17 protein-coding genes and 1 pseudogene are annotated in these 19,566 nt (G+C 61.9%); 9 read left to right on the top strand and 9 right to left on the bottom strand.

Going from position 1 to position 19,566, the window contains the following annotated elements; translation table 11 throughout:
• Window positions 1-4: 4 nt before the first annotated feature.
• Complete coding sequence (locus FJ428_RS15845) at window positions 5-577, top strand: hypothetical protein (protein WP_140879712.1); 573 nt, start codon at window positions 5-7, stop codon at window positions 575-577.
• A gap of 102 nt (window positions 578-679) precedes the next feature.
• Here the strand turns inward: FJ428_RS15845 and FJ428_RS15840 are convergent, their stop codons facing one another.
• The 5 genes from FJ428_RS15840 to FJ428_RS15820 form a co-directional block, all read right to left on the bottom strand.
• Window positions 680-868 (bottom strand): hypothetical protein, encoded by a 189-nt coding sequence (locus FJ428_RS15840; protein WP_140879711.1) that lies wholly within the window; start codon window positions 866-868, stop codon window positions 680-682.
• Window positions 869-1,120: 252 nt separating this feature from the next.
• The gene (locus FJ428_RS15835; protein ID WP_140879710.1) at window positions 1,121-4,384 is read right to left on the bottom strand and encodes an efflux RND transporter permease subunit; all 3,264 of its coding nucleotides are present in this window, start codon (window positions 4,382-4,384) and stop codon (window positions 1,121-1,123) included.
• The gene (locus tag FJ428_RS15830) at window positions 4,381-5,391 is read right to left on the bottom strand and encodes an efflux RND transporter periplasmic adaptor subunit (protein WP_140879709.1); all 1,011 of its coding nucleotides are present in this window, start codon (window positions 5,389-5,391) and stop codon (window positions 4,381-4,383) included. Before FJ428_RS15830 ends, FJ428_RS15835 begins: the two co-directional genes overlap by 4 nt.
• An 89-nt stretch (window positions 5,392-5,480) precedes the next feature.
• Window positions 5,481-5,684, bottom strand: a complete 204-nt coding sequence (locus tag FJ428_RS15825) for a DUF2892 domain-containing protein (protein ID WP_140561991.1) — start codon at window positions 5,682-5,684, stop codon at window positions 5,481-5,483.
• 31 nt (window positions 5,685-5,715) lie between these two features.
• Window positions 5,716-7,008, bottom strand: coding sequence for an FAD/NAD(P)-binding oxidoreductase (locus tag FJ428_RS15820; RefSeq protein WP_140561989.1), 1,293 nt, complete (start codon window positions 7,006-7,008; stop codon window positions 5,716-5,718).
• Window positions 7,009-7,133: 125 nt separating this feature from the next.
• Between FJ428_RS15820 and FJ428_RS15815 the strand changes: the two genes are divergently transcribed.
• Both FJ428_RS15815 and FJ428_RS15810 read left to right on the top strand, forming a co-directional pair.
• On the top strand, window positions 7,134-7,469 hold the full coding sequence (locus FJ428_RS15815; protein ID WP_224518964.1) for a metalloregulator ArsR/SmtB family transcription factor: 336 nt from the start codon (window positions 7,134-7,136) through the stop codon (window positions 7,467-7,469).
• An 81-nt stretch (window positions 7,470-7,550) separates the two neighbouring features.
• Window positions 7,551-7,880, top strand: coding sequence for a rhodanese-like domain-containing protein (locus FJ428_RS15810; protein ID WP_181167309.1), 330 nt, complete (start codon window positions 7,551-7,553; stop codon window positions 7,878-7,880).
• 36 nt (window positions 7,881-7,916) lie between these two features.
• Here FJ428_RS15810 and cydX read toward each other — a convergent pair whose 3' ends face one another.
• Genes cydX through FJ428_RS15795 form a run of 3 tightly spaced genes read right to left on the bottom strand, consistent with a single transcriptional unit; the run spans window position 7,917 to window position 10,830 of the window.
• Complete coding sequence (gene cydX, locus FJ428_RS15805; protein WP_112618274.1) at window positions 7,917-8,048, bottom strand: cytochrome bd-I oxidase subunit CydX; 132 nt, start codon at window positions 8,046-8,048, stop codon at window positions 7,917-7,919.
• Between the two features lie 24 nt (window positions 8,049-8,072).
• A complete protein-coding gene (cydB, locus tag FJ428_RS15800; protein ID WP_140561986.1) occupies window positions 8,073-9,227 on the bottom strand; it encodes a cytochrome d ubiquinol oxidase subunit II in 1,155 nt (384 codons plus the stop codon).
• A gap of 28 nt (window positions 9,228-9,255) precedes the next feature.
• On the bottom strand, window positions 9,256-10,830 hold the full coding sequence (locus FJ428_RS15795) for a cytochrome ubiquinol oxidase subunit I (protein WP_140879707.1): 1,575 nt from the start codon (window positions 10,828-10,830) through the stop codon (window positions 9,256-9,258).
• A gap of 265 nt (window positions 10,831-11,095) precedes the next feature.
• Between FJ428_RS15795 and FJ428_RS15790 the strand changes: the two genes are divergently transcribed.
• The 6 genes and pseudogenes from FJ428_RS15790 to FJ428_RS15760 all read left to right on the top strand — a co-directional run bounded on the left by FJ428_RS15790 (window position 11,096) and on the right by FJ428_RS15760 (window position 18,128).
• Window positions 11,096-12,589: an ATP-binding cassette domain-containing protein gene (locus tag FJ428_RS15790; RefSeq protein WP_181167308.1), complete on the top strand. Its 1,494-nt coding sequence runs from the start codon at window positions 11,096-11,098 to the stop codon at window positions 12,587-12,589.
• Window positions 12,586-14,223, top strand: a complete 1,638-nt coding sequence (locus FJ428_RS15785; protein ID WP_210242248.1) for an ATP-binding cassette domain-containing protein — start codon at window positions 12,586-12,588, stop codon at window positions 14,221-14,223. The genes FJ428_RS15790 and FJ428_RS15785 overlap by 4 nt, the downstream gene beginning before the upstream one ends.
• Window positions 14,224-14,393: 170 nt before the next feature.
• Entirely contained in the window at window positions 14,394-14,900 is a 507-nt protein-coding gene (locus tag FJ428_RS15775) for a potassium channel family protein (protein WP_246675777.1), read from the top strand.
• 192 nt (window positions 14,901-15,092) lie between these two features.
• Window positions 15,093-16,061: a GAF domain-containing protein gene (locus FJ428_RS15770; protein WP_140561979.1), complete on the top strand. Its 969-nt coding sequence runs from the start codon at window positions 15,093-15,095 to the stop codon at window positions 16,059-16,061.
• A 143-nt stretch (window positions 16,062-16,204) separates the two neighbouring features.
• A complete protein-coding gene (adh, locus tag FJ428_RS15765; protein ID WP_140879706.1) occupies window positions 16,205-17,722 on the top strand; it encodes an aldehyde dehydrogenase in 1,518 nt (505 codons plus the stop codon).
• A 62-nt stretch (window positions 17,723-17,784) separates the two neighbouring features.
• Window positions 17,785-18,128: pseudogene (locus tag FJ428_RS15760) on the top strand (DUF779 domain-containing protein).
• A 55-nt stretch (window positions 18,129-18,183) separates the two neighbouring features.
• Here the strand turns inward: FJ428_RS15760 and hemN are convergent.
• On the bottom strand, window positions 18,184-19,533 hold the full coding sequence (hemN, locus tag FJ428_RS15755) for an oxygen-independent coproporphyrinogen III oxidase (protein WP_140879705.1): 1,350 nt from the start codon (window positions 19,531-19,533) through the stop codon (window positions 18,184-18,186).
• Window positions 19,534-19,566 lie beyond the last annotated feature (33 nt).

The raw sequence follows: 19,566 nt of genomic DNA, 5'->3' as shown, positions 1-19,566 counted from the left end.
CGCCATGATACGCGCCCTCGCCCTCGCCGCTTGCCTGGTTTCTTCCGCAGCCTGTGCCCAGCAAGCCCAGTCAGGCGGAATGGACCATAAGGTGCATATGCAGATGATGAGCGGACAAGCCCCAGGTGCCGATGCTCCGGCGGAGCCCGGCCAAGCCGCGTTCGCGGCGATCCAGGAGATCATAGCCATCCTTGAGGCTGATCCTGATACGGACTGGTCCAAAGTGCACATCGACGCCCTGCGCGCGCATCTCGTCGACATGAACGCGGTTACTTTGGCCGCCGATGTGAAGAGCGAGCCGGTCGCGGGCGGAACCCGCTTCCTGGTCACTGGTTCGGGAACCGTTCAGGATTCAGTGCGTCGGATGGTGAAGGCCCATGCGGCGGCGATGAACGGGGTAGACGGTTGGCGCTTCGATGCATCCGATATCGACGGTGGCGCATCCCTGACCGTGTGGCCGCCGGCGAAGGATGCCGCCAAACTGCGCGGCCTTGGCTTCTTCGGGCTTATGGCCCGGGGCATGCATCATCAGCAGCACCACCTAATGATCGCGCGAAGCGAAGGCCCTCATCTCTAACGCAGGAACCGAACAATTTTTGGCCTAATGGTCAGCGCTTGCTGTGAGTGCCGCATCATCAATTCTGGGCATCTTTTTCTGGCGAGCCTCGGTCACTGCCTCCTAGAGCTGCGCGAAGTCGAGGCCACCTGGAATGAGGAACAGCCCAACTATCCATGCCGGGGTTCCCTGAAGGCCGATGGCTTCCGCTTGCTGGTTATTGCGCGCCAGTAACTGGTGGATTTCAACGCTGCGCTGCAGCTCCCAGGAATGAGCCGATCGAGAAGTCCGGCCGAAGATCTCGGCCGCCATGAACTGATCAGGATCAGCCTTCAGCCCGAGCGGAAAATCCCTTCATTACCTCGGGCGTGCCGCCACGAAGCTCGCGCAGGCCACCCGACAGCTCGTTGGTGAATGCCTTTCCAGTCCAGGTTCATTTCAAAATCCCCAGTCTTTCAATCTGTCGAAAACTCAAAGGCTTTCGATCGATGGCCGCGACTTCGACCTTACTGCCGCCGAGGTCCTGCACGTCGATCCCGGTGATCATGCCGAAGCCGGCATCTTTCAGTACGTTGTGGTTGGTTCGTCGGTCGCATTGAGCACTGCCGGCGTGTCGCTGTCGGTGTCCCGCGGCGAACCGCCGCGCAGCGCCACGTAAATGGCGGGAATGACGAGCACCGTCAGCAGCGTCGACGAGGCGAGGCCAAACAACAGCGAAATCGCCAACCCCTGGAAAATCGGGTCGGTCAGGATGACCGCTGCCCCGATCATCGCTGCGATCGCGGTGAGCAGGATCGGCTTGAAGCGGATTGCCCCGGCCTCGAGTAACACGTCGACCAGCGGCCTTTCGGTTCCCTTGGAATGGCGAATGAAGTCCACCAGCAGGATCGAGTTGCGCACGATGATGCCGGCGAGCGCGATGAAGCCGATCATAGAGGTGGCCGAGAACGGCGCGCCGAAGGCCCAATGGCCGAGCGTGATGCCGATCAGGGTCAGCGGGATCGGCGTCAGGATAACCAGCGGCAGCCTAAACGAACCGAACTGCGCGACAACGAGAATGTAGATGCCCAGGATCGCGACGATGAAGGCCGCGCCCATGTCGCGGAAGGTGACCCACGTCACCTCCCACTCGCCGTCCCACAGAAGCGTCGGCTTGGACTCGTCATCTGGTTGCCCGTGCAATGCGATCGTCGGTTTCGGGAGGTTACCCCAATCGGCTTTGGCGATGGCATCGTCGACGGCGAGCATGCCGTAAACCGGCGCCTCGAACGCGCCCGCGAGTTCACCCATCACCATCTCGGCGGGCCGGCCGTTGTGGCGGAAGATCGGGTAGGATGCCGGCTCCCGCGTCACCCGCACGACGTCGCCCAGTTCCACCACGTCGCGTGCGCCGGGCAGCGCGTTCGCCGGGACCGGCGTCGTAAGGGCGCGCTGGTCGACCACGCCGTCGCTCTTCGAGAGCGACACGCGGATCGGGACCGGCCGGCGGCCGCCGCCGCGATGTGAATAACCGACCGTCGTACCGCCATAGAGGTAGCTCAACGTATCGTACACGTCGGACTGCTCGACCTTGTAGTATTCGAGGTTGTCCTGATTGATCGCCAGACGCACGCGCTGCGGCAGGTTGTGGAAGCTATCTTCGACGTCGACGATAAACGGGATAGACGCGAACGTCTCGCGCACCTTTGCCGCCACCGCGCGGCGCGTCTCGGCGTCAGGCCCATAGATTTCCGCGAGCAATGTCCCAAGCACTGGCGGACCAGGCGGTGGCTCGACCACCTTGAGCACGGTGCCTTCTGGCATGGCAATGCCTTTCAGCCGTTCGCGGATGTCGAGGGCGATGGCATGGCTTGGACGACTGCGCTCCCCCTTCCCCGTCAAGTTGACTGCGACGTCGCCCTGCTCCGATCCGGAGCGAAGATAGTAATGGCGCACCAGGCCGTTGAAGTCGAAAGGCGCTGCTGTCCCGGCATAGGTCTGGAACGAGACCACCTCGGCCACGTCGGCGAGTCGATTCACCACAGCCTGCAACAGCCGGTTGGTGTCCTCGACCGAGGAGCCTTTGGGCAGGTCAGCAACCACCTGCAATTCGGTTTTGTTGTCGAAAGGCAGGAGCTTGACCGTGACGTGCCTGGTGTAGATGAGCACCATCGAAGCCATGGTCGCCGCGCCGACGACAAGTAGAAAGGTCCACGACCGGAACCGCGACTTCAGGATGGGTCTTGCAACTGCGATATAGGCGCGACCGAGCGCGCCGCTGGGGCTGCTGGCGTTATGGGCATGCGCCGAGGCGTGGTCCTTCTTGCCAAACTTCATCATCAGCCACGGCGTCAGCGTCACCGCGACAAAGAAGGAGAACAGCATCGCCGCCGAGGAGTTGGCCGGGATCGGGCTCATATACGGCCCCATCAGACCCGACACGAACAGCATTGGCAGGAGCGCCGCGACCACGGTGAGCGTCGCCACGATGGTCGGATTGCCCACCTCCGCGACGGCGTCGATCGCCGCCTGCTTGCGGGACCGCCCATCATCCATGGCCCAATGCCGGGCAATGTTCTCGATCACTACGATCGCATCGTCGACCAGGATGCCGATGGAGAAGATCAGCGCGAACAGGCTGACGCGGTTCAGCGTGTAGCCCATGATGCGTGAGGCAAATAGCGTGAGCAGGATGGTCGTCGGGATGACAACGGCCACCACCAAAGCCTCGCGCCAACCGATGGCGATTGCGACCAGCACGACAATGGAGATCGTGGCAAGGCCGAGGTGGAAGAGCAGTTCGTTTGCCTTCTCGTTAGCGGTCTCGCCGTAGTCGCGAGTCACGACCATCTCGACGTCCTTCGGGAAAATTTCGCCGCGCACCTGGTCAAGGCGCTTGACGATGGTATCCGCGATGACGACGGCGTTGGTGCCCGGCCGCTTGGCCACCGCCAGCGACACGGCCGGGGCTCGTTCAAGTCCCTTGTCGGACTTGACGAAGTTGGTGACCCGGTTCTCCGCCGGCGACGTAGCCAACACAATTCTGGCCACGTCGCGCACATAGACAGGCCGCCCGTCCCGCGCAGTCAGAAGCAGGTTGCCGATGTCGGCGAGGGTTTGCAGGGTCTGGCCGGCGACCAGCACACGCTGCTTGCCCTCGTCGCGCACCGTGCCGATCTGGAAGGACCTGTTGGCGCCGGTGATCTTGGCCGTCAACTGCTGCAGCGTGATGCCGTAGAGAGAGAGTTTTTCCGGGTCAGGCTCGACCTGGATCGCCTCCGGCTGCTCGCCGACGATGTAAGTCAGGCCAATATCAGGCAGCTTGGCGACCTCGACCTGAAGCTCGTGCGCCAGCCGGCTTAGATCGGCCGAGGAATAGCGGCCGGCCGCCTCGGGTGTCGGCGTCAATGTCACCACTACAATCGCGACGTCGTCGATGCCGCGCCCGACGATCAGCGGTTCGGGGATGCCGACCGGGATGCGATCCATGTTGGCGCGCACCTTGTCGTGAACACGCAAAACGGCGGCGTCGGAACTGGTGCCGACCTTGAAGCGGGCAGTCACCAGCGCACCGTCGTCCACGGTTTGCGAGTAGACGTGCTCAACACCGTCGATGCCCTTGATGATCGTTTCCAGCGGCTCGGTCACGAGCTTGACGGCATCCTCCGCCTTCAGCCCGTTGGCCGCGACATGGATGTCCACCATTGGCACGGAAATCTGCGGTTCTTCCTCGCGTGGCAATGTGGCCAGGGCGACAAGCCCGAGCGCCAGCGCCGCCAACAGGAAGAGCGGCGTCAGCGGCGAGCCGATGAACGAGCGGGTGAGCCCGCCGGCGATGCCAAGTTTCATGGCAGGACGACCTTGTCGCCTTCGGCGAGGCCGGTCAGGACCTCGACCCGTGGCTGTCCCCCATCCTGGTATCGCTCGCCCAGCACGACTGCGACGCCGAGTGGTCCGTCGGCCGTATTGATGGTGATGTAGTCGATCCCGTGAACCGTGTTGACCGCCTGTGGCGGCACGCCCAGAATGGTCCGCTTCGCGACAGGGATCGACACCAGCGTGCGCTCGTTGACGAAGAAGCTGCCGATGTCGGCAACCTCGACATCGGCGATGACGCGCCCGTTCTCAATCTCCGGATAGACCTTGGCGATGCGGCCCTGACGGGCCTTGACGAATCCGCCATCCGCACCGGCTCCGCGTTCGGCGATATCTACCTGGGCCCCCTCCGTGATCTCCGTCGCATGTCGCTCGGGCAGCGACAGTCGCAGATAATATTGTCCCGACGCGATCCGGGCGACCGGTTCGCCTGCCATGACCACCGAACCGGCCGTCACGGGAACCGTCAGCACCCGACCGTCGGCTGGTGCCAGGGTATCGCCTTCCTTGGCGCTCTGCTGGGTAACGGCCTTTTCGGCAACCGCGGCGGCCAGCTGGCTCGTGATCACGTCGAACTGGGTCTGAGCCGCATCGACCCGGCTCTGGGTCGCGGCGCCTTTGGCCAGCAAGTCCTGGGCGCGCTGCAGATCGGTCTTGGCATTCTCCATCTGGGAATTGAGGGCGCCGATCTTGGCATCGGCTGCGCGAAGCTGCAGAGCTATTTTGTCGTCGACAACGGTAGCGACCACATCACCCTTCTTGACGACCTGGCCTTCCGTCACCCGCACCTCGGTGATGGTACCGGAAATGCGCGCGCGCGCCGGCACGATCGTGCGGCTCTCGACCTGGCCGAAAACGGCCTTCATCTCTGTGATGGTGGCAGCCGCGACAGTGAAGTCCCCGGCAAGAGCGCCACCGCTGGCGAACACCGTGATGCCCAGCAGAAGCCCGTTGGCCAGGATGGATCGTACGTATCTCATCGCAATGTGCCATTCTCGGAACGAATTGAAAGGACGGGAGGGCGCGAAGGCACCTCCCGCATGGGACGCCAATCCTGGAAAGTCAGGTGTTACTTGAAGGCGACGCCGCTCTTGCAGCCAACTTTCTTGAAGACAATAGCTGCCGGACACCACCCCGTCACCGAAGCCTGCACCATATTGAGCCCGGCAAAGGCGGTCAGCAGCAACCAGTAGGGAGAATAGTAATAGCCGAGCGCGAGCGAGATCAGCACCATGAAACCCGCGAACATCAGAACTGCTTTGTCGATCGTCATAATCTTGTCTCCTCTGAAATCTGTGCCGTGCCTATTCGGCCGGCTCAATCTGAATGGCCTTGAGCTTCTTGATGCCGAGCAAGTCGAGTGCCAATCCCTCGTAGAAGGTCTCGCTCTTGCCTTGTCGGACCTTGTGCAGGAAGTATTTCTCGAACCCGACCTTGGCCGCGTGCACCCACTTACCCTGCGATGACCAGTTGACGTTGCGTGGCGGGATCTGCGGCTGCGCCACGAAGGCGATGCCTTCGTCGCCGAAGTCGGCCAGGCAGACCGCGTTCCAGGTCGCGACAGCCCGCGGCTCCTCGCCGCGCAACAGTGCGCCAATGTTTTCCGCCGTCGCCGTGACCATGGATTCGATCATGAAGCCGGTCTTTGGAACGCCAACCGGCAGCGGCGTCTTGCCGACTGGAGGAATGGCGACGCAGACACCGATCGAAAAGACATTCGGATAGGTCTGGTTGCGCTGATGCTTGTCGATGGTGACGAAGCCGCGCGGATTGACCAAGCCCTCTATGTCCTTCACCGCCGGTACGCCGCGGAAGGCCGGAAGCATCATCGAGAACGCGAATGGCAGGTCGTGCTTGGCCTTCACCGAACCGTCCTCGTTCACTTCCTCCACATGCATGGTTCCAGCGTCGACTGATGACACCTTGGCGTTTGTGATCCACTTGATGTGGCGATCGCGCATGGCACTCTCAAGCAGACCCTTGGTATCGCCAACGCCATCCAGGCCAAGATGACCGATATAAGGCTCCGGCGTCACGAAGGTCATTGGTACCCGGTCGCGCACCTTGGCTCTGCGTAGTGCTGTGTCGAGGATAAAGGCGAATTCGTAAGCGGGGCCGTAGCAGGACGCCCCCTGGACGGCGCCGACGATAACAGGGCCCGGATTGCGGACGAGTTCATCGACCTTCGCCTTGGTGGCGCTCGCATGGTCGATATGGCAGATCGACTGCGTATAACCAGCAGGGCCGAGGCCGGGCACCTCATCGAAAGCGAGGTCGGGACCCGTCGCGATGATCAGGTAGTCGTAGTCGACAAACGTCCCGTCGTTGAGCTCGATCCGGTTTTCCTTGGGATACACTTTCTTGGCGCCCTCGGGTTTGAGCGCGATGTTTCGCCGCTTGAAGGATGCTGCGAGATCGACTGTGATGTCGGCGCGCTTGCGCCAGCCGACCGCTATCCAGGGATTGGAAGGCACGAAGGAATAGGATGTGCCAAGATTGACGACGGTGAGGCAGTCCTCGCCGCGCAGCTTCGCGCGCATTTCATAGGCCATGATGGTTCCGCCAAGACCGGCTCCAAGGACGACGATGTGTGACATGGGGTTCCTCCCGATGTTTCTCGTTCCAACAAATTGACAGCGATGCAGCAGGCTTGTGTTGATCTGGCTCAATTCCCAAACCGGGCGGAACGCTTGCAAGGTCGTACCGTTCGCAAGCCAGACTGATGGGCTTGCATTTAACATTCAAATATTATAAATTCAAGAGTATGAATGTAAAAGAGATGATCCCGGCTTCGGGAAAGGCAGCGGACCTGCTCAGGAGCCTGTCCCATCCGCAACGGCTGCTGGTCCTTTGCGCGTTGGGGAAGGATGAGCGATCGGTGGCGGAGCTGCGCGAATTGCTTGGCATCGACCAGGTGCCGATGTCGCAGCAGCTCATGCGCTTGCGCGCTGACGGCCTGGTTGAATCGCGCCGCGATGGCACGACCGTCTACTACCGCATCACCCGGCCAGAAGTACTGACGGTTGTCGAAGCGCTTCACTCGGCTTTCTGTTCCTGACGATAAGCGATGGCGACACCCTCGCCGAAGGCCTCAAAGCTGGCACAGCATGACGTATCTGCAGGAGACAGGAGAATTACAATGTTTGGATTTGGAACCCGGTCGGCAGCCAGGATGCTGACCCCGACGCAGGTGCGGCAGATGGGTGACACCGTCACGCTTGTGGACGTCAGGGAGGACGGCGAGTGGGCGTCCGGGCATATAGCGGGCGCCATCCATATTCCATTGGGCAGCCTTCGTGACGAGTTGGACCGCATTCCATCCGGCAAACCCGTCGTGTTTTATTGCCACGCTGGCGGCCGGTCATCGCAAGCGATCACCATCGCCATGGCTGCAGGACAGGCGCACGACACGCATATGGGCGGCGGCATCAGCGCCTGGCGTGCGCAAGGTTTCCCGTCGGCAAGCTGACAGCGACGTTGTCGCAACAGGTATGGCTGCGGCGTCTCACGGTGCTTTCAAGTGCTCAATCTGTTCGGAAGGTTGCGCGCGAACCGCGCGCAGCTCGTACCAGAGGGCATTCAGGATGCCGACCGTGGTGGCCAGTCCGAGGCCGAGAATCCAGGCGAAGTACCACATCGTTGCAAACTCCAGTCTGTGTCGTCAGTAAGCCGACGTACCTGCCTCGCGCACTGAGGCTTCGCTGACCTTCCCCCAAAGCACGCTGTAGACCCAGGCCGTGTAGGCAAGGATCAGCGGCAGGAAGATAACAGTTGCGATCAGCATATTGCGCAGCGTCGCCCGGCTTGAGGATGCGTCGAACACGGCAAGCGAATGGCCCGGATTGGTGCTTGACGGCAGAAGGATCGGGAACATCGCCAGCCCAACAGTCGCGATGATGCAGAAAATGCCAAGTTTCGACGCGAGGAAGGTGAGGCCTTCGCGACGCGCGCGGAAGCCCGCGGCGGCGATCAGCGGCGCCACGATGCCCAGTGCGGGCACTAGGCACAGAGCCGGCGTGGCGTAGAAGTTGCGCAGCCAGCCGCTTGAATTTGTAATCACGGTCTTGCCAAGCGGATTGGACGGGCCATCCCAGACGATGGCGCTCGTGACCTCATAGCCGCCGAGCAGCCCGAGCCAGACAAGCACGCCGCCGCCGGCGAATAAAACAGCAGCGGCCAGCGCGGCCTTGCCGCCGATGATACGGGCGCGGTCAGCCACCGGCCCTTCCGCCTTGAAGGCCAGCCACGCCCCGCCGTGCATGACAAGCATGGAAAGCGAAACCAGGCCGCAATAGAGCGCCACCGGGTTGAGCAGGCCAAACAGGGTGCCCTCGTAGAACGGCCGCAGATCAGTGTTGAAGTGGAACGGCACCCCCCTCAGCACATTGCCCACCGCCACGCCGAAGATGAGCGCCGGCACGGCGCCGCCGATGAACAGCGCCCAATCCCAGTTCGAACGCCAGCGGGCGTCTTCCCGTTTGGAGCGGTATTTGAAGGCAACCGGCCGCAGGATCATCGCGAACAGCACCAGGAACATGGCGAGGTAGAAACCGGAGAAGCTCAACGCGTAGAGCGCCGGCCACGCAGCGAAGATGGCGCCGCCGCCGAGCACGAACCAGACCTGATTGCCTTCCCAGACCGGCCCGATGGTGTTGATGGCAACACGACGCTCGATATCGGTTTTTGCCACGAAGGGCAGCAATGCCCCGACACCCATGTCAAAGCCGTCGGTGACCGCGAAGCCGATCAAAAGAACGCCCAGCAGTACCCACCATGTGATCCGCAGCATTTCGTAGTTGAAGAGAAAATCGAGCATCGTCGTTGTTCCTTGCAGGTCGGGGGGCTTATTGCGCGGCCGCGAGATGGATCCGTGTGCCTTCGCCGACGGGAGGCGCGACATCCCCGTCGATGACCGGACCCTTTGCTATCGCCTGCAGCATCAGCCGCACCTCGATCACGGCCAGCACGCCATAGACGAGGGTGAAGCCCAGGATGGTGATCAGGAGGTCGGGGATGCCAAGCTCGGAAGTCGCCAGGAAAGTCGGCAGCGTACCCTCGATGATCCATGGCTGCCGGCCGAATTCGGCGACAAACCAGCCAACCTCGGCGGCAATCCATGGCAGCGGCATCGCGATCAGCGCCATGCGCAACAGCCAGCGCGGCGCCGGCGTCTCGCGCATCGTGTGCCAGAGCGAGAGCGCAAAGACCGCAAGCAGCAGGAAGGCGCACAGCACCATCAGCCGGAAAGTGAAGAAGATCGCCGGCACTTCTGGCACGGTCGACCACGCCGCTTGCTTGACCTGGTCGTCATTGGCCAGGCGCGGATCCTCGATGTAGCGCTTCAGCAACAGGGCGTAGCCGAGATCCTTGCTTGTCGCGTCGAACGTTGCGCGTGCCACCGTGTCGGAATGGTTGACCTTGAGCTTTTCAAGCGCATCGTATGCGGTCAGCCCGTCGCGAATGCGCCCCTCGGCCTTCTGGACGAGTTCGAAGATGCCAGGAATTTCCTTGTCGATCGAGCGCGTACCGATAAGGCCCATGACCCAAGGAATATGTACGGCGAAATGGGTCGTGCGATCGGCCATGCTGGGGATGCCGAACGCGGTGAAGGAGGCAGGCGCCGGCTCGGTCTCCCACATCGCCTCCATGGCGGCGAGCTTCATTTTCTGGTTGTCGGTGATCGCGTAGCCGCTCTCGTCGCCGAGCACGATGACCGACAGTGACGAGGCGATGCCGAAGGCCGAGGCAATGACGAAGGAGCGTTTGGCAAGATCGATGTGTCGCCCGCGCAGCATATAGAAGGCCGACACACCGAGCACGAAGACAGCGCCGCAGACATAGCCCGCCGAAACCGTATGAACGAACTTGGCCTGTGCGACCGGGTTGAAGATGACGGCCACGAAGTCGGTCACTTCCATGCGCATCGTGTCCGGATTGAAGGCCGAGCCGACGGGGTTTTGCATCCAGCCATTGGCGATCAGAATCCACAGCGCCGAAAAATTGGTGCCCAGCGCGACAAGCCAGGTGACGATAAGGTGCCCGCGCGCCGAGAGCTTTTCCCAGCCGAAGAAGAACAGGCCGACGAAGGTCGCCTCCAGGAAGAACGCCATCAGGCCCTCGATCGCCAAGGGCGCACCGAACACATCGCCAACATAGTGGGAGTAGTAGGCCCAGTTCATGCCGAACTGGAATTCCATGGTGAGGCCGGTGGCGACGCCAAGCGCGAAATTGATGCCAAACAGCACACCCCAGAACTTGACCATGTCGCGCCAGATCGTGCGGCCGGTCATGACGTAGACCGTCTCCATCATCGCAAGCATGATCGACAGGCCCAGCGTCAGCGGGACGAATAGGAAGTGGTACATGGCCGTCAGCGCGAATTGCAACCGCGACAGTTCCACGAGCAATGGGCTGGTCATGCGAAAACTCCGTTAAACATCATCTCGATAACTCTGTTCTGGCGCCGAGCCTTTGACGTGAATCAATTCATTCGTGGCCCTGGCATGAGATTGAACTGTCATGCTTAAAGCCGTTCTGCATCGTCGCGACAAACGCCCAGCGGTGGCAAGTCCGCCGGTGGAAACCAATTCTGGGGCGCCCACCCGCGGCCGAACGCTTTGCGTCGCGCACGGCCTTGCCGCTCCGGGCTTGCGTTCCTCCCTTGCATTGCAAGCAGCGCGCACTGTGCTGCGGCTTGCCTTCATCGGTCTGGCGGCCATGTTTGTTGGCGAGATGATCTCGGGCCGAGCCAACTGGCAGCTGCTCGGCGCGGCCTTGGCCAGCCTGATCCTCGGCTCGGTCATCGGCCTGGTGGCCGACCGCGCTGTCGCCAATACCGAAACGAAAGTCGCCAACGGCCTGCTTGAGGCGGCGCGCGGCGCCCTCGCCGCGGCTTCTCCCGGCGACATCCAGGTGATGCCGCTCGGAACATTGATCGCAGGACTTCAACGCTATCCGCGGGCCGTGGCAGGCCTGGCGGTCGGGCATCGCCTGGCGTCGATCATGCTGGGGCTGGGGCCCCTGCTTGCCGCAGCCGCGATCATGGCCATCTCGTGGGAGGCGGCACTGGCGCTCATCGTGCTAACCCCCGTGATGATTGTCTTCTTCGTCCTCATCGGCGGTGCGATCCGCAGCGGCGCCGAAGCGCAGGAGAAGGCCTTCGGTCGCCTCGCCGCCCAGTTCGCCGATCGCATCCGCACCTTGCCGACAATCCTTGGAAACCATGCGCTAACGCGCGAAACGCGCAAGCTCACGGCGCGACTAAACATCTATGCCTCGGGCACGATGAGCGTGCTCAGGATTGCCTTCCTCAACGCCGGCATCATCGATTTCTTTTCTTCGCTGTCGATAGCCATCCTTGCCGTATTTCTTGGCCTCGGACATCTCAAGCTCATGAGTGTACCTGGCTTTGCCAACCTTCAGCTTTGGCAAAGCCTGTTCATCCTGATGATTGCGCCGGAGTATTTCGCTCCGTTCCGTCGCTACGCCGAGCAATATCACGCCAAGGCTGAAGGCCTCGCCGCCGCCGCAGCGCTCGACACGCTCGTTCTGGCTGCTCGCCCGCAATCCCAGGCTTTCGAAGCCGCCATCTTGACCCGCAATCTGGTCTCTGCCGCACCACCCCTGTCGCGGACCGGGCTGGTGGCCATCACCGGACCGAGCGGATCGGGCAAGTCCACCCTGCTGCGCCATCTTGCCAGGATCGGCTCCGCGCCATCCATCCAACAGGACGCTGATGAACGGCCGGAGATCGCATGGTGCTCCACCGACATCTATGTTCCGCAAGGCACGCTCGGCGACGCCATCGGCTGGGGAACCGGACCGTGTTGCCGGACCCGCCTGCTTCTGGCGGCAGGCAATGTCGGCCTTCTCGACGAAGTGCTTCTGCCCGGCGGGCTTGACGCGTCGATCAAGGCCGGCGGTGAAAACCTATCTGGTGGGCAACGGCTGCGTATCGGCCTGGCGCGCGCCCTGATTTCGGGCCGCGCTATCTTCGCCGACGAGCCGACCGCCAAGCTTGACCCCGCCAATGCCGCGATGGTGCGCAACGCGCTTGTGCAGGCGGCGCGCAGCCGGCTCGTACTGGTGGCCACGCATGACAGGAGTCTAGCGTTGCTTGCCGGCAAAACGATCGACCTCGGGGTGGGCAACAGGCAAGCACGGGAGCGTGCCGCATGATTGACAGCGCTTCTCCGATTGTCCCCGAAACCAAGACCGGCTCGCCGGAAGAGCTCGCCCAAACCAAAGCTCCGTGGCGCCTCGCCCTGGTTTTGGCGTTTGCCGCCCTGGCGGGCGGAATCCTGCTGACCGGCGTGTCCATATGGTTTCTTGGCACGGTCGCCCTGGTGGGCCTGACGCCTGCGGCGTTGACGTTCAACTTCCATGTGCCGGCCGCATTCATACGCCTCTTCGCCTTGACCCGGACGGCAGCCAAGTACGGCGAGCGCGTTGTCGGCCATCGGGCGGCGCTCACTGATCAGGTTCTGCGCCGCTCGACGCTTTTCACCGCAATGGCGTCAGCACCGTCCGTGCGCAGGGCCGGCTGGCAGCTTGGCAATCAGGACCGCCTTGCCGACTATCTCGACGACGTCGAGGACGTTGACTATGCGCGCCTGCGCGTCAGCCTGCCGTCGGCGACGCTTGGCGTCGCCATTGTCTTGCTTGTCGCGGCAACCCTGTGGATGACGCCATTGGCATTCGTGCCGATCCTGCTGCTCATCACGGCAAACATGGTCGGGGCGCGTTGCCTCGCAAAGCGAGCCACGGCAGATCTGGCGGCCGCGCGCGAAAGCAGGCAAGAGGCCTCCCGCCTGCTTGGCACCGCTATACAAGCCGTGGTGCCGTTGCAGGGCGAACGCCGCTGGGGTCTCACACTTGAAGCGCCGTTCGATGGCTATGCCAATGCCCAGACGCGCGCGTTGGTGCTACGCCACGGGCAGGCGCTGTACGATACGCTGGCCAACTGCTTGGCGCCATGCGCCATGCTGAGCATTCTGGTGTCCGCCTGGTTGTCGGGCCTGCGTGGTGAGGCCCTGCTGCCGACTGCCCTACTGGCCTTCGCCTGGCTGGCCGCTGCTGAATCTGTATTGGGCGCATCGAAGATTGTTGTCGCCTTCGCACGCGAGAAAGCAGCCCGGTCGGCTCTGGCTCAATGGAACACGCCGGACGGCGTAACGCACAAGCATGTCGCGGAACGGATTTCGTCGTTGACGTTGGACCGATTGCCGCGCCACGCACCGGATGGCCGGCTGATCGGCAGGCCAATCAGCGCGACTCTCAGGGCCGGCAGGCCAACTGTCCTGCATGGTGCCAGTGGCTGCGGCAAGACTTCCCTGTTGAAGCAAGTGGCTGGCTGGCTAGACGCTCGTGACGAATGCGTCCTGGGCGATGGCATCGAACTGAGTGAGGACGCGCGGCGCGCCATGAGTTGCTTCTGCACCCACGACGCGACGGTTCTCGCCGATACGGTACGCGAGAACCTATTTGCGCCACACGCCAGCGAAGATGAATTGTGGCGTGCGCTGGACGCAGTGGAACTTCAGGGTCGGATCAGGTCAGCTGGCGGCTTGGATGGCTGGATCACGCAGGATGTGCTGTCGCTCGGCGAGGCGCAGAGACTGAACCTCGCCCGCGTTTGGCTTTCCGACAGGCCCGTCATCCTCCTGGACGAACCGACCGAGCATCTTGCGGCCGAGCAGGGCAAGCGCATCCTCGATGCGCTGCTGCAGCGGATGCGGCAACGCATCGTCATCTTCTCGAGCCATGACGACCTGACACCGAAAGGGGCCACAGCGATTAGACTGCGGGGGTAGATAATGAAATCCGCTATAGCCGTCGAAGAAAGGCGGCATCCTTGCCGCGCGGTACCGATCTCCGCTCCTCGGAGCCGATCTCGACCTTGGCGTCCTCGCGAAGAAAGAAGAAAGGACGCAAGGTAGAGATCGATCTGGCTGAGCAATAGCACCCAATCTGCTGGCTATTCTTGAAATTCGCGGGCCGCCGCCAGCTTTTTATTTTTCGCAAGGAAGTTTGCCGCTGCGATTTCTACCTTCCGCGCATGGTCCTAAATCTGCTCATCGGCACTGTCGTCATAAGTTTGACCGTTCTCGTCCACACATTTGGTCTGATAGCCGTCACACACGCGATGGGGCACCTGGTCGCCCGGTTTCGCATGCACGGGCGCCGCAGCCGCATCGTCGCGATGATCAGCGTGGTGATGGGGCTCTTTGCGGTTATGACCGTAGAGGTCTGGCTTTGGGCCGGGCTCTACAGGTTGCTCGATATCTTCGCTGATTTCGAAACGGCGTTGTACTTTTCCACCATTACCTTCTCGACGGTTGGCTACGGCGACATCGTACCCGCCCATCAGTGGCGGGTCCTGGCCGCGCTTGAAGGCGTAAACGGGTTCCTGCTCATCGGCTGGTCCACGGCTTATCTGATCGCGGCCGGCACCCGTATCGGGCCGTTGAAGGCCGGCGAGCATTTCTGACCAACGATGCTCAGACTTGCTCCTGATCAATGATTGCGTGGCATTCTGTTGGTAGGCTTTGTCGTTGGGAGCTTAGGCAACAGGAAGCGATCTGCCTTTCTGCTTCTTTCGACGAATTGACTACGTGCTGATCGGACCGCAAACCGGTCGGCCAGGACGGAGGAAAGACATCAGGTTGCGGGAGGATAAGTAATGCGCGACGATCAATACGGTCATCATGCTGACCGCATCCAGGTGGCGATTGCCTCGGACGCTGCAGCGAAGTCCGCGCTGGTAGCCTCCTGGCGACGGTCGTCCAATTTGCATCGGCTCGATCCAGCGGACTGCAGTCCCCCACCCTATCTGACAGAGGCCGAACTGGGGCACGCCCGGCAACGCATCGAACCTCTCATCCAAGCTGCCCAATCGAGTCTCGACCGTCTCTATCTTGCTGTTGGCGGCGTCGGATGCTGTGTCCTGCTCGCCGATCGTAACGGCGTGCCGGTCGAACGGCGCGGCGCGGTCGTCGATGACGAGACGTTTCACTCCTGGGGCTTGTGGACTGGCTCCGTTTGGAATGAGGAGAGCCAGGGAACCAACGGTATCGGTACCTGTCTGGTCGAGCGGCGCGCGCTGACAATTCACCGCGACCAGCATTTCCATACGCGCAACACGTTGCTCAGTTGTACCACTGCTCCGATCCATGATCATGAAGGGAATCTAGTGGCAGCGCTTGACGTATCGTCCTGCCGGGCAGATCTGACGGAGGCCTTCGCCAATCTCATCTCGATGGCTGTCGTCGACGCGGCCCGTCGGATCGAAAGTGAAAACTTCAAGATGGCATTTCCAAAGGCGCGCATTCTGCTCGCGCCGGTGATCGACAAAGGTTCCGGCGTGCTGATTGCCGTCGACGCGGACGATCTCGTGGTCGGCGCGACCCGTGCGGCCCGCCTGGCGCTTGGCCTTACGCAGCAGTGTCTCGACAAACCGATGCCCGCCGCCGATCTGCTCGGCTGGGCTGAGAGTGACTCCAAAGTCCTCGCCGAGGCAGAGCGCGGAGCGCTGCAGCGTGCCCTCGCGCGCGCTGACGGAAACGTGTCCGCCGCGGCTCAAGCGCTTGGCATCAGCCGCGCGACGCTTCACCGCAAACTCAACCGCCTGGATGTCCACCGGTCTCACTGAACACCCAAGCGATCATGACTGTCGCAATTCTGCGACACATCATATCCGACCGCGGTGACCGGTGCCGTGACAACTGCGGGCGGAAATCGCAAGTCTCTTCCGAAGCGTCGCATCCCGCGACGTCAGCTTTGGGAGGAAGACTTATGAACAAGGTTGAATTTTCACGCTCGGTCAAGGCGCCCTTCGACAAGCGCTACGGCAATTTTATCGGCGGCAAATGGGCCGAGCCGCGGTCCGGCCGCTACTTCGAGAACTACTCACCGGTCAACGGTCAACTCCTGTGCGAAGTCGCGCGTTCGGATGCCCACGACATCGAGGCGGCTCTGGACGCCGCGCACGCGGCCAAGGATGCCTGGGGACGCACCAGCGTGGCTGAGCGCGCGCTCATCCTCAACCGCATCGCCGACCGCATGGAGGAGAACCTCGATCTCCTCGCCTGTGCCGAAACCTGGGACAACGGCAAGCCGGTCCGGGAAACGACAGCGGCCGACCTGCCTCTGGCCATCGACCATTTCCGCTATTTCGCAGGAGCGGTGCGCGGCCAGGAAGGCAGCCTCTCCCAGATCGACGACGACACCGTCGCCTATCATTTCCATGAGCCACTCGGCGTGGTCGGCCAGATCATCCCCTGGAACTTCCCGTTGCTGATGGCATGCTGGAAACTTGCACCAGCGCTGGCGGCCGGCAACTGCGTCGTGCTGAAGCCTGCCGAGCAGACCCCGGCTGCCATCTTGCTGTGGGCCGATCTGATCGGCGATCTGCTGCCGCCGGGCGTGCTCAACATCGTCAACGGCTTCGGCCTCGAGGCCGGCAAGCCGCTCGCGTCGTCGCCGCGCATTGCCAAGATCGCCTTTACCGGCGAGACCACGACAGGCAGGCTGATCATGCAGTATGCCAGCCAGAATCTGATCCCCGTGACGCTCGAGCTCGGTGGCAAGTCACCCAACATCTTCTTCAAGGATGTCGTCGCCGAAGACGACGATTTCTTCGACAAGGCGATCGAAGGCTTCGTCATGTTCGCGCTGAACCAGGGCGAGGTCTGCACGTGCCCGAGCCGCGCGCTCATCCATGAATCGATCTACGACAGGTTCATGGAACGCGCCCTCAAGCGCGTCGAGGCGATCGTGCAGGGCGATCCGCTCGATCCGGCGACGATGATCGGTGCTCAGGCCTCGTCCGAGCAGATGGAAAAGATCCTGTCCTACATCGACATCGGCCGCCAGGAAGGCGCCGAGCTGCTGACCGGTGGGGCGCGCAATCTTCTGCCCGGCGATCTGGCAGGCGGCTACTACGTCCAGCCCACGGTGTTCAAGGGTCACAACAAGATGCGCATCTTCCAGGAGGAAATATTTGGGCCGGTGGTATCGGTCACGACCTTCAAGGACGACGACGAAGCCCTCAGCATCGCCAACGATACGCTCTACGGTCTCGGCGCCGGCGTCTGGACACGCGATGCCAACCGCGCCTACCGCTTCGGCCGGGCAATCCAGGCTGGCCGCGTCTGGACCAATTGCTACCATGCCTACCCCGCGCATGCGGCCTTCGGCGGCTACAAGCAGTCCGGCATTGGCCGGGAGACCCACAAGATGATGCTCGACCACTACCAGCAGACCAAGAACATGCTGGTCAGCTACAGCCCGAAGAAGCTCGGCTTCTTCTGATCACCGCGCCCATGCGCGCGGCTCCACGGGGCCGCGCGCATGACTGGAAACCGGATAAGACCATGCATGCAAAAGTTACGGCGACGCCGGCGGCCCTTGAACTGATCGCGGAGATTGTCACCGATCATGGCCCGGTGCTGTTCCATCAGTCCGGCGGCTGCTGTGATGGCTCTTCGCCAATGTGCTATCCGGTGGCCGGCTTCATCATCGGTGACCAGGATGTGCTTCTTGGCCACATCGGTGACGCCCCCTTCTACATCGGGCCTCGCAATTCGAAGCCTGGAAGCACACCGATCTCATTATCGACGTTGTGCCTGGTCGTGGCGGCATGTTCTCGCTCGACAATGGACGTGAGAAGCGATTCCTGACGCGGTCGACGATTTGCACCGTTCAGATCGGGCTGTAGGCTTCCCATCCGAGTTGCCGACTTGTGCGAGCATTTCTGAAACGAAACCCGATGCTCAGACCGCTACGGAATGTCTCGCCTTGCCGGTTTCGAAATATTTGTCGAATTTCGCCGCGACGCTTCTGACAAAGGGGCGGCTTTCCACCGGCACGACGAAGTGGTCACCGTCCAATTCAAGCATGCGTGCAGGATCAAGAAGGGCAGTCGAGCTTGCCTTGCTGAGAAGCTTTTCGCCGGCTTCGCCGAAGCGCTCAACCAGGTCGATCGCGGAAAAGGCGAAGTCGCACATCAGCCGTTCGATGATCCAGCCGCGAACGCGATCATCAACGGAGAGCGCGATGCCTCTGACGGTCGCCAACTCGCCGTTGCCGACCATGCGGCCATATTCAGCTGTCGACGGCATGTTCTGTGCATAGCCTTGCCGGTACTGGCTGACGGACGAAGGGCCAAGGCCGATCAAAGTCTCGCAGCGATCTTCGGTGTAGCCCTGAAAGTTCCGATGCAAAGTTCCCGAACGTGCGGCATGCGCCAACGCATCGTGAGGTTTGGCGAAATGGTCGAGTCCGATTGCTTCGTATCCCTGGTTGAGGATAGCGCGCGCTGCCAGTTGCGATTGGGCAAACCGCTCTTCCGGGCCCGGCAACCAGGCCTCGTCGATCATTGTCTGATGTTTCTTGAACCACGGCACATGCGCATAGCCAAAAAGCGCGATCCGATCCGGCTCCAGGCTCAACGCTTGCGCGACCGTAGAGGAAACGCTCTCCCGGGTCTGGTGCGGCAAGCCGTACAGCAGGTCCAAGTTGACCGATTCAACGCCGCGCGAACGAACGCCGTCAACGACAGCTTTCGTTTGCAAGAAGGTCTGCTCGCGATTGATGGCCTTCTGGACCTTGGGATCGAAATCCTGGACGCCGAGGCTCGCCCTTGTCATGCCGATTTCGGCGAGTGCGTCGAGCCGGGCTTCGTCCATGTCGTTGGGTTCGATTTCAACGCTGATCCTGGCGTCGGGAAGAAATGTGAATCTATCGCGCAAGACTTCCGCCAGTGCGACGATATCCTGAGGTTTGAGCATGGTTGGCGAACCACCACCGAAATGAACGGCACGCACGTGACCCTTGCCTGCGACAAGACCGGCCACGGTCGCGATCTCGTCATGCAGCGAGCGCAGATATTGAGTCACCGGCTCGTAGTGGCGTGTCTGCTTCGTATGGCAGGCGCAGAACCAGCAGAGCTTGTCGCAGTAAGGGATATGCAAATAGAGCGAGATCTCGTCATCCTCGCCAAGCGTTTGCAACCAGCCGCGACAAACGGCAGCATCGACACCCGGATGAAAATGCGGCGCCGTCGGATAGCTCGTGTAACGCGGCACGTTCTCGCCAAGTCGGGCAACTAAATCTGGGCGCATGTCCTAATCTGCTCCGGGCTGTTTCGCACGACA

The organism is Mesorhizobium sp. B2-8-1 (assembly GCF_006440955.1).
Lineage (GTDB): Bacteria > Pseudomonadota > Alphaproteobacteria > Rhizobiales > Rhizobiaceae > Mesorhizobium.
This window is presented reverse-complemented; position numbering and strand designations above follow the sequence as displayed.